Source organism: Natrinema caseinilyticum, assembly GCF_024227435.1.
Lineage (GTDB): Archaea > Halobacteriota > Halobacteria > Halobacteriales > Natrialbaceae > Natrinema > Natrinema caseinilyticum.
This window is the reverse complement of the sequence record NZ_CP100446.1, coordinates 310,478-323,526: the sequence shown is the minus strand read 5'-3', so window position 1 is coordinate 323,526 and position 13,049 is coordinate 310,478. Positions and strand designations below refer to the sequence as shown.

Here is a 13,049-nt window from a genome sequence, read left to right as displayed (position 1 = left end):
CGACCGCCGCGCGATCCCTGGCACCAGAGAGTCCGACTCAGACACGTAGCGGCCGCCGATTCGACGAGAACCGTGGATTTCCAGATCGAAGATGCGGATACGGGACCGCAGGCCGAACAGATTCCCCCGGAGGCACCGCCTCGGCGAATCGGTGTCGAGGCGGAAGCACTGGACCGAAGACGGACCGTTTCCGAGCGGATGCGACTCCCGAGACGGTCACGTCGCCGGCTCGCGTTACTCGGCGTCCTGTACTCCGTTACGATCGCGGCCATGGCGATCGTTTTCGGCGGTGGAACGGGACGGAGCCCGTTCGATCCACTCGTCGTACTCGTCGCGTTCGTCCTCGAGACGACGGACTCCGCGGCGGGGATGGGCTTCGGCACGGGACTCGCACCGCTCCTGTTCGTCCTCGGATACGAACCGCTTCAAATCGTCCCCGTACTGCTCGTCTCCGAAACGCTGACGGGGCTGATCGCCGGAGCCGTTCATCAGAACGTCGAAAACGTCACGTTCTCAATCAGACCGCTAAACGAGGAGTCGAAACTACTGCTGTTGCTCGTCGGTGTCGGTTCGGTCGCCACGCTCGGATCCGTTTTACTCGCTTACGTCGCGCTCGAGCTTTCGGAAGCCGCGATCGAGACGTACGTTTCGGTGCTCGTTTTGATGATGGGTGTCGTCGGGGTCTCGCGAGCAAAACTGCGAACGCAGATCGAGTACAAACCGCGGCGACTCGTCGTTTTCGCACTGCTTGCCGGCGTGAACAAGGGAATCGGTGGCGGCGGGTATGGACCGGTCATCACGTTGGGGCAGATCCTCTCCGGTGTCTACGAAAAGAGCGCCGTTGCGATCACGACACTCGCCGAGGGAATCGTTTCGATTACCAGCGTGATCACGTTCCTCCTTCTGTTCCACTACGGGGTGCCAGTCGATTTCCGACTCCTTCCGTCGATCTTCGCCGGCGGGTTTCTCGCGGCGATCGTCGCACCCTACGCGGTTCGCGTCGTCCCGAACGCGATCTGGCGGTACGTCATCCCGATCTACGCGTTCGGTATCGGACTCGTGGGACTGTCGCTCGGAGTGGAAATTTGAGGTGTTACGTTACCTCGTCCTCGCGTAGCGATGGCGTTGTAGCCGATCGCCCGCCGATAGCGACCAGTATCAACGCAATCCCGGACGTGAATAGCCCGATTCCGAAAAGCGTAGCGAGTAGCCTCGGAGAATCATCAGGCCAGCTGATCCAGATGAATCCCGCCAGTACCAGTGAAATACCGCCACTCACAACGAGCCATATCCAGTGTTTCTCGCCACGAATCCTGATCCCCAGCGCGATTTCCACGACACCTGCGGTCAGAAAGTACGAGAGAAGGACCACCGTCATCGCGAGTATCGCGATGGACGGATTCAAGACGATAGCGAGGCCACCGAGCACGTACACGGCCGTCAGCACCACGTGCCACAGTCGTCCGGCCCGGACTGGGTCGGTACGGACGTGATTGCCGTGGGCGAGACCACCGACGATCAATAACGCACCCAAGACAATCGACAGAGAAATCTCCGTAACCAACGGCAGAACCATCCCGAGCAGTCCGAGACAGGATAGCACGACCCCGGTAATCAGGAATGCTCGCCAGTTTTCGGTACTCGTGCTGCGCGTCCCTTGCGCTGCGATCGTGTCAGTCGCGTCCGGTGCTCCTGTCATGGGTCACGCCTCCACCATACCGGTGTCAATTTTTCGAACGGATTTCTTTCGCTCTCAGGACTGAGGCCGGTCTTCTCGGCAGTACTTCGCATGTTCCCGATCGTAATTCGAATCGGTACGATAGTGCTCGGGGGACGCCCGGGATCGAGTCGATAGCGTATCTCGGACCTGACCGTGATCGACACTGGGACACCTCCAGATTCGTTACCCTCGATCAACTTCGTCGCGGTTGAGATACTGCATCGCCTCAGCGTCCGAGACCTGCCCGAACGAACCGTAGAACTGCCCAACGGCACTGAACCAGGGTGGCGTTTCGACGCAGACGACGGCATCGGTTTCGTCCCGAAGCCGTTCGATCGCTTCGGGTGGTCCGACGGGAACTGCGAGCGTTACGTGCGACGCCCCGGCGTTGTGTACGCGGCGAAGGCAACCTCGAGTCGTCGCCCCAGTCGCCACGCCGTCGTCGACGACGAGGACGCGTTTTCCCTCGAGATCGATCGGATCCCGACCCGCACGATACTGATCCGCTTTTTCCCTCGCAGCCGTCGCAACTTCCTTTCGCTGCGTTTCCACGTACTCATCGTCGACGGCGAGTTGATCGATGATCTCTTCGTTGAGCCAGACGGAGCCATCGCTCGCGACCGAGCCGATGGCCAATTCTGGATTTCCGGGCGCGCCGATTTTCTTCGCTACCACGACGTCCAAGGGGGCACCGACTTCGTCCGCGACGATTCTGCCGAGCGGGAGCCCGCCCCTGGGTATCGCGAGGACGACGTCGGCTTCGATATCTCGACTCGTGACAGCCGCCGCCAGTTGTTCTCCTGCGTCAGTCCTATCGTCGAACATATCAACACCCCGACCGTTCGTCCCGAGCGGATTCAGGCGCGTTGTCTCGTGTATCGCACTCTCCAGCAGAGAGGGATCGGTTCGACCCCGAACGGCGGCACGGACCGCTATCGTTGGTCGTCATGGAAACACTACTTGCCATTCCACTCGCATTCACAAAATACGATCCCTCGGTAGTACGGTCTCCGATCCCCCGATCGAATAGTGCACGGTCCCCCGATCGAACGGTGTACGATTCCTCGGTACAACGATTCTCGACCCAAACTACTGTCACCGACTCGGTCAGCCGATCCAGTACGGATCGTTCCGGCCCGATTTTCGGGAATGTAATTGATTAGGCTTATTGGTTAGGCTTACCAGATAGATCATACGATGTCTTCGTGAGTTGCGTGTCTTCAGAGTTTGCTGAACTAATTCTCGGTCGACCGAACGGGTCGACAGTGGGCGTGCAGGAGCGCCGTTGCGGAGACGACGTACGTACACGCTCTAGAAAACGTATCGATGAACGGTTTAACCAACAAAACGGTACAGGGAGCTGCTTGTTGGTTAAGAGGAGGGGATCGATATTCGCTATTATTGGTTGAATATATCGACTCGAGACGGAACTGCTCTGGCCCGCGTCGTCGTTCGTTGCGGGATAACCGAACACGGCGGGATAACCGAACACGATGACTGGAAGACCGGGCAGGATAGATGACGAGAATTGGTTTCCGGTGGCTGGTGTCGCCTCCCGGATGGTGTCCAGGACGAGGAGATAGATTCGATCGAGAAGTACATTCGGTATCGAGTGGGTGCAATCGGAATCATATGGGAGACTAACGGAATCATGTGGGGACTGTCGGAATCACAGCCGAGAGCGATCAGATTAAACGTATCACTGTCACTTGCGAGATGATAAGAGACGAGAAGACTCGTTTCCCGTACTCCGCGCCGCACCACCACGACGGGCAGTGGACCTTCGACTAGCACATCAGTATCGGTCATCGCTTCGAGAGGGAGTTTCGACGGACACCCCTCTATCGAAGTGTTACAACGATCAATCTGTTCATCATTCGTTCCGCAATGAATGTGTGTAACCGAAATGTGGTCAGAAACAATACTGGCCGGACCGGAATACGTCCATCGGCTCCGAAAGAGGTGAGAAATTCGGAGAGCGGGCCTTCGAACTGTCACGGTGGTGCTGTTCAGATAAGGCTGAAGGAGTGAGGCGTGGCGTTTTCAAAGTGATTCATGCCCGAAAACGCACGCCTCAGTCCTAGTATCGGCCAGTTCGACTTGGATTTTGTGGAGCGAGAAGCAACACCGCGGCTGTTGATGAAGCTCAATATTCAGCTCCATCTTGCTGGACTCTCGCTTTCGAATACTGTTCGTGTTCTCGAGATATTCGGTGTTGAACGGGCTCGATCGACGATTCATAACTGGGTTCACAAGGCTGATCTACAGCCCGATTCCTGTCGAAGCCCGGATCACGTTGCAGTTGACGAGACGGTGATCCGACTCGACGATGAACAGTATTGGCTGTACGCCGCTGTCGATCCAGAGTCAAACGAATTACTCCATACAAAGCTTGAACCGACGAGAAATAAGGTAATAGCCAGTACATTCTTCACGGAATTACGCGAGAAACACGATGTCGACGACGCTGTGTTTCTCGTTGATGGCGATAAATCACTGAACTACGCCTGTCAACGGCATGGCCTCGATTTCAGATACGAACGACATGGAAATCGGAACAGTGTCGAACGTATCTTTCGGGAGATAAAACGTCGAACCTCTTCTTTCTCAAACTGCTTTAGTAACGCTCACGCAGAAACTGCTGATCAGTGGCTCAGGTCGTTCGCCTTCGCATGGAATCAGCTTATCTGAACACGATGGTCACGGTAGCTGAAAGGACCTTGAATAGCGCGATCGAATAGAGAGAACCGATGGTTCGACTCGAGTTCTCACGATGGCCAGTGCGACAGGCGACGAGAACCGAGAAGAGCGCCTCGATATCTGTATGGGTGTTCGTCGACCCGCCCCTCGACCGAGACACCCCTCTATCGAAGTGTTCCACTGCGTGAATTCCGCTTACCTCAAGCGCGCATACTAGCTGCTGATGGGGTGACACAGAGGATGGCCCACGCCGCAGCGTCAATCCAGATGAACGGATAGACGAGATACCGAATCGCGGTGATCCCTGTTCCTGCGAGGGTCGCGTACCCGACGAACGTCAGCACTTGTATGGCGAAGACGCCGAACCACCGGCGGTCGACACCTGTGCGCGGGTCGAACGCTGATGTCTCGAGGGAGTAGTTCGAATGCATCGATTCCTCAGTAATAAACAAACAGGACAATGAGGAACCAGATGGCATCGACGAAGTGCCAGTAGTACGACGCCGTCTTCACGAAGAGGTGCCGGTCGGCGTCGAAGTGACCGCGACCCCATGCGCGGGCGCCGACCAGCCCCAGTAAGACGAGTCCGAAAATGACGTGGATGCCGTGCGTTCCAGTGACGACGTAGAACGTCGATCCATACGCGCTGGCCCACGGCGTCAACCCCTCACTCAGCATGGTGCTGTACTCGTTGGCCTGTCCGAGAAGAAACGCGAGGCCGAGAATGATGGTCACAGCCAGCCCGTAGTTGAACTGCCGCCGGTTCCCATGCTCGAGCCCACGGCGGGCCCAGTACAGCGTGATCCCGCTGAGCAGAAGGATGACGGTGAGCCCCAGCGCGTACGGCAGATCCAGCGGCGGAAGCTCCTCGGGCGGCCACGGACCGTGGTCGGCCTCGAGGAAGAAGTAAGCGAGGAACAGTCCAGCGAACAGCAGCCCCTCGGTGACGATGAACAGCCATGTCGCAATCATCCCGGTCTCCATACCAAGGAGTTGGCGCTTCTGCTCGGGGATCACCCGGTCTTCATAGTCTTCGATCGTGTATTCGTACGTCCAGCCTCCAACCCCCCAGAGCGTGACCGGGGTACCCACAAGGATGACAAACAGCGGAGCCGGCAAGGCGAGCCCGAAGCCGAGAAGCGTAAGCCCCACGGTGACGACCAGGGGATACTTGCTCTCGTGAGGGAACCCTTCAGTTCCTTCGCTCACGGAAACCTCGTCGGGGACGTCGGAATACGGTTCGGTATCGTCACCCAGCATCGATACCTCTCCGTTCGGTCGCGATAGTGTTGACCGCGGTGGGGTGGCGACCGAGGCTATTCGCGCCCGCTGTCGCGTTGTCGCCTTCGTCTGCCGTCTTTTCGGTCGTTGCTGTTCCGTTCTGCGGTCCGGTCGTCGCGTTGCCGGCCTGCATGCCGGTGGTCGCGGTTCGATTCTCCGTTCCAGCTGTCGTATTCGCGGTGGTCGCGTTCATCTGTGACTGTTGGGTTGACTTGAACGGGTTGGTACCGCCCTGTTCGACGACCCACTGTCCGTACTCCTCGCGGGGCATCACGACCAGTGTCGGTGTCATTTGGGAGTGGCCAGCTCCGCAGAGCTCCGCGCAGTTGATTTGGTACCGTCCGGGCTCCTGGGCGACGAACCAGTAGTGGTTGACCTGTCCGGGCACGGCGTCTTTCTTGACGCCGAGTTCCTGAATCGCGAAGCTGTGGATGACGTCTTTCGACGTGATCTCGAGATGGATCGTCGTGTTTGCCGGCACGCGAATCTCTCGACGCATCGCGAACCCGAGGTGGTTCGGTTGGACAGGCTTAACCATCCACGTCCACTGGACGCCGACGACCTTGTAGGTGAGCGCCTCTTCGGTGTCGATCTGATTCCCCGCCGAGTCGGGCGGTGCGGGACCGCTGTCGACCGTCATGAGCGTGGTCGCGCCGACCGTCGCCGTTATCAAAAGAACGGCGATGATGACGGCGATCCACGCGATGAACGATCGTTGTGCCCAGTTGACCGACATCGCGTCCGGTGCTCTCTTGAACTCGTCCGAGTAGCGTATTGCGGCGTAGATGAACGCCAAGAGCGTCCCACCGCCAAGGACGATGACGAGCGTGTACATTGCCACTTCGATGTGCTCGATAAAGCGGATCGGAAGGTTTTCGCTCAGCGGCAGGGTGTGTATGATGCTCAGCCCGAACTCCCAGACGAGACCCGCCGGCCCGACGAGGAGGACGAGCGCCCAGAGGAGCGATTCCCCGTAGCCTCTAGAGTCCTCGTCACTCATCGAGTCTCACCTCCGTCTGATGATGTGCCATCGCTCGACTCGTCGACCGTTCCCCCGTCGGACGCGGTGTATTCATCATGGCTGGAATCACGCTCGTCGGACGCGTGCTCCTCGCCCCGTTTGGCCTGCGGGTTCGTGACGTTCGCGGGGGTCGGTGGCCAGTACGGGAACCCGTCCCACTCGGGCGAGGGCATGCCCTGTCCGACAACGAGATCGTCCCACGGATTTTCCACGCGGTCGCCGTTGAAGAGACTCCACAACAGGTTCGCAGCGAAAACGACCTGAGCGGCACCGATGATGAACGCGGCGGCAGTACCGAGTATCTGGAGGGTCTGTAGCGACGGCATGTACGTGTAGGATGCGTACCGTCGGATCATTCCGGTCTCGCCGAGCTTCCCCATGATGAAGAACAGACTCGTGGCAAACACGAATGTGAACGCGAAGTGGACCTTCCCCCAGAACTCACTATACATCCGACCGGTCATCCGTGGATACCAGTAGTACAACGCGGCGAACAGCGCAAGGATACTGGCGAACAGCGTAAAGTGGAAGTGGCCCACGATGAACCACGTGTCGTGGACGAGGATATTGTTTGGTACGATTCCGAGTAAGACGCCGTCAAGGCCGGAAATAATCAGCATCATTATGAATCCGAGCGAGAACAGCATCGGCGTCCGTAGCCTGACACGGCCTTTCCACATCGTCGCAGCCATCGAGAAGAGGATAACTGCGAAGCCGACGACGATACCCAGCGACGTAAACATGAAAGCGAAGCGGCTACTACCGGTACCGATAGTGAACATGTGATGGAGCCAGACGAGATTCGAGAGGAAGGTGATCCAAAGAATTCCGCCGAGCACTAAGTTCCGCCCCCAGAGGGGACGTCCAGAAAAGCGCGGTAAGATCATCAGCACGGCGGTGAACCCGGGAAGAATGACGAGATACACCTCAGGATGGCCGAACAGCCAAAACAGTTGAGCATACAACGTCGGTGATCCGCCGAGCATCGGGTTGAAGAAGGCCAGGTTGTACGTCATCTCGAGGTAGGCCAGTCCCATCGCGGCGGTGAGCCACGGGAAGCCGTAGACGGCGAGCAGCCCCGTGACGAGAATCCCCCAGGCGAACATGGGCATGTCGAGGAGACTGAGGTCTGGACGTCGCTCGTTGAGAATCGTCACGAGGAAGTTGATGAACGTTCCTGTCGATCCGATCGTCAACAAAATGATAGCCAGCGGCCAGGTTCGGGCACCGACAGTCGGGAGGGTAGTCGACATTGGTGCATACCCGAACCAGCCGCCATAGAACGGGAGGCCCGTGAGATTAAGCAGGTACGTAATGACGGGCCACCACAAGAGAAGGCCACCGCCCCAGACGATCCATGCGCCGAGCGCATTGAGTCGCGGGTAGGCCATCTCGTCGGCACCGAGCAATAACGGGAGCATGAAGTTGCCGAAGGCACCCCCAAGGACCTGTAAGACGAGGAATATCATCGTCAGTCCGTGGAGTGTCACGAGTGCGTTATATTCGTTCCAACTGAACAGAGTTGCCGGCACTGTAATCAGTTCAGCCCGGAATAACATCGCAGCGAATCCGGCGAGCAGGAAATAAAACAGGCCGGCCCACAGGTAGATGACGCCGATACGCTTATGATTGGTCGTGTAGGCCCACTTGCGCCAGCCTGACGGCTCGTGTTCGATCGCCAGCGGATTCCTAGCTTCGCTCACGACGATTCACCCCCGCTTCGGTGTTCGGATTGACCGTCGGTGTCGTACTGTTTTTTGACCATATTTCTGAGTCTGTCAATTTTCTTCATCATCTCCGACGAGAGTGTTTCCCGCTGTTTTACAGGTTCCGTCATCGCTGGACTCCAACCTGGGTCATCCGGTCCGGTGTCCCCGACGATGAGAATGCCGGCCATGCCGAAATTCTTGTGCGGCATGCAGTAGTAGACGTACACGCCCGGCGTCTCGAATGTGCGTCTGTAGGGGTCTTTTCTGGCCGCGAACGGCCCTGAGTTCCAACCCTGTACGTCTTCCGGGATCAACCTCAGATCGGTGCTCGTCCCGCCGAAGGCTGTCGACGAGTGTAGGACAGTTTCGTTGCCAGCGTGCGTCCACGTGACAGTGGCCCCTCGCTCTATGAAGGCGACCATCGGCCGGAACATATAGAGAATCTGTCCGTTACCAGCTTCACCGCCGTTGTCAGGCGCGTATAGATACACCGTCAAGTCCGACTGACGGTCGTTCGGCCCGCCGACAAGTTCGCTGGATGGCATGTCGCGGGCAACTGGTTGCGTACATCCCGCGATAGACGCTCCGGCGGCTACCCCTACGACTGTTTTGAGTAGTGTCCGTCTCGGTGTTGGAGACATGATAGACGTGTCACCGTATTACATGGACTTTTGCTGGAAACTGGATATCTAATCCAGGTGATTTAGGAGTAAAGAGAATAGGCTTGAAAAGGTAAGCAGACGACTCAGACTCAGCAGTAGTGCAGTTCTGCACACGATAGGATTAACCGACTGCGGACAGAGGTGTGCAGCAACACCATGATGCTTCGAGTGACTTGTCCCGAGCAAGCGTATCGATCGCCGTCGACGGACAGCGGACAACCCTCGCTCGGAGGTACTAGCCATGGGTGATGACGGTGGTGCCCACAGTTCTATGCCAATTGGCGGGCGAAACACTCTTTTCGCACTGGTTTTAGGACTCACGCTGCTTGTGAAACTAACCGTCGTTGGCGTCGGCGTGTTCACAGGGTATTATACGGTGGCCGTCCTCGCGCTCGCTCTCGCTGGGGGCGTCGTAATCTGGGGAGTTGTCATCTTTTATGCATGAGTTGTAGGTTCAAAGATGCCCGGCGAGCCGTTATCGGTGTCGGGAAACGCCTCAACAAGAAAATCAATTCAATCGTCCTGTGAGAGGATTTCGGTGGCTGTTTCCCGAGTCGACGGGGGATCCGGACGCGCTGTTGCTCGAGTTGAGGAGTCTCTTTCCGTTTGTGGGCTTCAGGTATCGGCCAAGTACTCTCGGTTTCCGATGAGGAGGATACCTTGGTCAAAGATCGACTCGACCAGTTCCGGTGACGTCGTCTAAATTGACAGTCTTGAACGACTCGCGGAGGTCAGCACTCAATCCGAAAAAGATATCATTGTAGGCTGGATCACTCGGATAGTGTCGAATTCGACTACGATATCGAGGTCACTTCACGAGTTGGCAGCTTAACTTGCGTAGGAATTACATTGTTGAGGGTATTTAGAACGGATCTCTCACCTACATTCCTATTCAGTTCCTCAAGATTGTTCCAAGACAGACCCAGGCATCTGATCCGATCTTGATTCAATCCATACGGATACGGATGACTCTGCTTCGCCATGGTGGTGCAGTATCCGAAGGTTGAAGGCGCACTCTCCCTACCCCTAATCAATTTGAGAGGTTGCGCTACTTTCGAGATACCGTGGTGAAGAGCCAAACCAGTTGGCGACGCCGACTGGCCCAACACATTCTCGTAGGTGAAGTCGCCGAACCTGTGCGAAACTCCTCTAAGGCCACCCATTGCGGAACACGTACATCGAATCGTGTCGCACCAGCAGAGAGATACGCACGGTGACGTGACAGGAGCACCCGCGTGTACTGCGTTTACTGTACTTCATCACCAGACAGAGCCTTTCATCATCGGCAAAAACACTCCATCGTTCAATAAAGAAATTTACAATCAGTGCGTTAGAATATATATTACGCTAATGGGGAGTGGGTAAACACGTTTAATACTTTGTGGAGTCTACTCCCGTGCGAACGAACAATGGGCTGCAAGGTTGACCGTCTCATGGACCGTTATGAACTCACCGTGCCAAGCGTCGAGTACGATTCTCTTGACGAGTATCTTGTGCAACGGTGGACTGGAGTAGACGGCCGCGAGTCCGAGGGATACAAGTCCCTCACGAAGTACTTTAACAAGCAAGTTCTCGATCGGGTGTACGAAGAAAACGGTCGTGATACGATGGCGGCACATCTAGACCGAGAATATGAACTCATTGTCGGTGGTGACGCTGTCGAGCGAGACGAACTGGCCGCGGATCTATCAACTGACGATCTGGATATTGACGAGATTACAGATGAGTTCATCTCCTGGAGCACGATGCGCCATCACCTGAAAGGTTGTCTTGAAGCGGAGAAAGAGATTTCGTCAGCCAAGACCGAATGGGAGCGGAATTCAGTTGATATGGCGAAAGACCGGACGGCTGAAAAGGCTCAATCAGCGCTCTCTTCCCTTACTTCTAAGGGCAAACTCCCAGAGGGGCAACGAGCGACCGTTGACGTACAGGTGAAACTAAGTTGCCCCGAGTGTTCTGTCCGCGTTCCGTTCGAAGACGCGGTCGAACGCGGATACGTATGCGAGGCGCACTTCGAAACGCAATCCAATGAGACCGTGACCGACCGCATTAGCAACCAGCTCTCGACTATCGCACTTCCATTCTCGCTTGTTGAAGCGATACCAACACTCGTTTTCGAAGATCTTTATCTTCTCGACGCTCTAACGGTGGTTGGATTCTAAATATGACATGGCATCTCTCACTCGAGAACATCGCTGGAATACGGAGCGGCGAAGCTCGAATTGAACCAGGCGTAAACGCCGTCCGGGCGAGTAATTGGCAGGGTAAATCGAGCTTTCTCTACGGGATCAAGACAGTATTTGGAACTGATACACCTCTTACTGAGGGTCAAGACCAAGGTCAAGTAGTACTCGATACAGACGAAAGCGAGTTCGCCGTCGATCTTCACCGAACGAACGGATCGGTAACGCAGTCAGGGAAGCCGTACTTGACGGACGACTATGAACGAGAGTGTGCGAGCCTTTTTTCATTCCTCGACGAGGATAACGAAATACGGGATGCAGTACGTACAAACACGGACCTAGAAGAACTACTGACGAGTCCGCTTGATTTCGAAAATATTGAGGAGCGGATCGCGAATCTTCGCGCCGAGCGTGACCAAGTAGAAAGCGAACTCGAGCGAGCGAAAACGGCAGCGGATCGCCTTCCTACGCTTCAAGAACGAGTCACCGGTCTCGAATCCGATCTCGAAGAACTGCACCGCAAACGAGCGTCGCTGGATGCCAACGATACGACGGCGGACGATGTTCCGAGAGAAGAGCTAAGCGATCTTCAAGCGGAGCGAAACAGGGTTTCGACAAAGGTCGAGCGACTCGAAAATACACTGGAACGTCTCAACGAGCGGCTCTCGAATCAGCAAGAGGAACTCAAGTCGCTGTCAGTTCCGGCTATCGGGGATGTCGAAGACGAACTTTCGGTAATACGCGACGACCTTCGGGACATCGAACGTGACAGGGAACTCCTCCAGTCCGTATTCGAGGCGAACAAGCGAATCATCGACGAAGGGCGAGTCGAACTTTTGACCGATATCTCCCACGAGATGACGGCGGATGCTATCTCGTGCTGGATATGTGGCCAGGAGACGACACGCGATTCAATCGAGTCACAACTCGATGCGCTTGATCAGACGATCTCAGGACTTCGGAAGCAAGCTCGAGCGTACAGAAGCGACGTCGAAGAACTCGAGGCGAAACGCGACGAGGCAAAACAGGCTCGACGCCGTCGGTCAGACCTCGAATCCGACATCGCAGACCTGGAAACCCGCGTGAGCGAGACCGAGGCGTCGCTCGAAGCTGCGGAGACGAAACGTGCCGATCTAGATGCACGCATCGAAACCCTCGGCGCAGCCGTCGACGAAACGAGAGATCAGATCACAGAGGTGGAGAGCGACATCAAGTACACCGAGGCGGAGCTCGCCGACGCTCGCGACGAACTCGAAACGACGAAACGACGTGCCGAACAGCGGAACATGCTCGCAGACGAATACGAGTCGATAACGGAAGAGATAACTGATCTTCGAAACCGGAAGCAAGTGGTAAAAGACCGCACCAGAGAGGCCTTCTCGGCGGCTTTGGAGGATCTCCTCAGTCGATTCGAGACCGGGTTCGAAACCGCCCGGCTCACCGCTAATTTCGATCTTGTCGTCGCACGAGAGGGTCGGGAAGCAGATTTGAACGCTCTCAGTGAGGGCGAGCGGGAACTTCTCGGTATTGTCGCAGCGCTCGCCGGGCACGAAGCATTTGAAGTCGGAGACACTGTTCCGGTAATGCTCCTCGACGGACTCGGCGGTCTCGCAAGTGACAACCTCGAAGTGTTAGTAGACTACCTCGCGGATCGAACGTCGTATCTCGTTCTCACCGCTTACCCGGAACACGCGAGCTTCGATGCCCATGAGCTATCTCCGTCCGACTGGCAGGTCGTCTCGCTCAGCTCTGACGTACAGGCCTCGTCCTGAA

Annotated in this window: 12 protein-coding genes; 5 read left to right on the top strand and 7 right to left on the bottom strand. The window is 56.5% G+C overall.

The window, feature by feature from the left end:
• The first annotated feature begins 72 nt into the window (after nucleotides 1-72).
• A complete protein-coding gene (locus NJT13_RS20875; RefSeq protein WP_254526068.1) occupies nucleotides 73-1,089 on the top strand; it encodes a sulfite exporter TauE/SafE family protein in 1,017 nt (338 codons plus the stop codon).
• Between the two features lie 4 nt (nucleotides 1,090-1,093).
• Here NJT13_RS20875 and NJT13_RS20870 read toward each other — a convergent pair whose 3' ends face one another.
• Together NJT13_RS20870 and NJT13_RS20865 are read right to left on the bottom strand one after the other, a co-directional pair.
• Nucleotides 1,094-1,699: an HdeD family acid-resistance protein gene (locus tag NJT13_RS20870; RefSeq protein ID WP_254526067.1), complete on the bottom strand. Its 606-nt coding sequence runs from the start codon at nucleotides 1,697-1,699 to the stop codon at nucleotides 1,094-1,096.
• 204 nt (nucleotides 1,700-1,903) lie between these two features.
• On the bottom strand, nucleotides 1,904-2,545 hold the full coding sequence (locus NJT13_RS20865; RefSeq protein ID WP_254526066.1) for a phosphoribosyltransferase: 642 nt from the start codon (nucleotides 2,543-2,545) through the stop codon (nucleotides 1,904-1,906).
• 1,230 nt (nucleotides 2,546-3,775) lie between these two features.
• On the opposite strand from NJT13_RS20865, the gene NJT13_RS20860 reads away from it, so the two are divergent.
• On the top strand, nucleotides 3,776-4,411 hold the full coding sequence (locus NJT13_RS20860) for an IS6 family transposase (RefSeq protein ID WP_254526065.1): 636 nt from the start codon (nucleotides 3,776-3,778) through the stop codon (nucleotides 4,409-4,411).
• Between the two features lie 209 nt (nucleotides 4,412-4,620).
• Here the strand turns inward: NJT13_RS20860 and NJT13_RS20855 are convergent, their stop codons facing one another.
• Genes NJT13_RS20855 through NJT13_RS20835 form a run of 5 tightly spaced genes read right to left on the bottom strand, consistent with a single transcriptional unit; the run spans nucleotide 4,621 to nucleotide 8,976 of the window.
• Nucleotides 4,621-4,851 (bottom strand): DUF7546 family protein, encoded by a 231-nt coding sequence (locus NJT13_RS20855; protein ID WP_254526064.1) that lies wholly within the window; start codon nucleotides 4,849-4,851, stop codon nucleotides 4,621-4,623.
• Between the two features lie 7 nt (nucleotides 4,852-4,858).
• Nucleotides 4,859-5,680, bottom strand: a complete 822-nt coding sequence (locus NJT13_RS20850) for a cytochrome c oxidase subunit 3 (protein WP_254526063.1) — start codon at nucleotides 5,678-5,680, stop codon at nucleotides 4,859-4,861.
• Entirely contained in the window at nucleotides 5,670-6,701 is a 1,032-nt protein-coding gene (gene coxB, locus NJT13_RS20845) for a cytochrome c oxidase subunit II (protein ID WP_254526062.1), read from the bottom strand. Before coxB ends, NJT13_RS20850 begins: the two co-directional genes overlap by 11 nt.
• Entirely contained in the window at nucleotides 6,698-8,425 is a 1,728-nt protein-coding gene (locus NJT13_RS20840; RefSeq protein WP_254526061.1) for a cytochrome c oxidase subunit I, read from the bottom strand. Before NJT13_RS20840 ends, coxB begins: the two co-directional genes overlap by 4 nt.
• Nucleotides 8,422-8,976, bottom strand: a complete 555-nt coding sequence (locus NJT13_RS20835) for a plastocyanin/azurin family copper-binding protein (protein ID WP_254526060.1) — start codon at nucleotides 8,974-8,976, stop codon at nucleotides 8,422-8,424. Before NJT13_RS20835 ends, NJT13_RS20840 begins: the two co-directional genes overlap by 4 nt.
• 358 nt (nucleotides 8,977-9,334) lie before the next feature.
• Between NJT13_RS20835 and NJT13_RS20830 the strand changes: the two genes are divergently transcribed.
• The 3 genes from NJT13_RS20830 to NJT13_RS20820 all read left to right on the top strand — a co-directional run bounded on the left by NJT13_RS20830 (nucleotide 9,335) and on the right by NJT13_RS20820 (nucleotide 13,048).
• Nucleotides 9,335-9,538, top strand: a complete 204-nt coding sequence (locus NJT13_RS20830; RefSeq protein WP_254526059.1) for a hypothetical protein — start codon at nucleotides 9,335-9,337, stop codon at nucleotides 9,536-9,538.
• Between the two features lie 964 nt (nucleotides 9,539-10,502).
• Nucleotides 10,503-11,255, top strand: coding sequence for a rod-determining factor RdfA (gene rdfA, locus NJT13_RS20825; RefSeq protein WP_254526058.1), 753 nt, complete (start codon nucleotides 10,503-10,505; stop codon nucleotides 11,253-11,255).
• A 2-nt stretch (nucleotides 11,256-11,257) separates the two neighbouring features.
• The gene (locus NJT13_RS20820; RefSeq protein ID WP_254526057.1) at nucleotides 11,258-13,048 is read left to right on the top strand and encodes an archaea-specific SMC-related protein; all 1,791 of its coding nucleotides are present in this window, start codon (nucleotides 11,258-11,260) and stop codon (nucleotides 13,046-13,048) included.
• Nucleotide 13,049 lies beyond the last annotated feature (1 nt).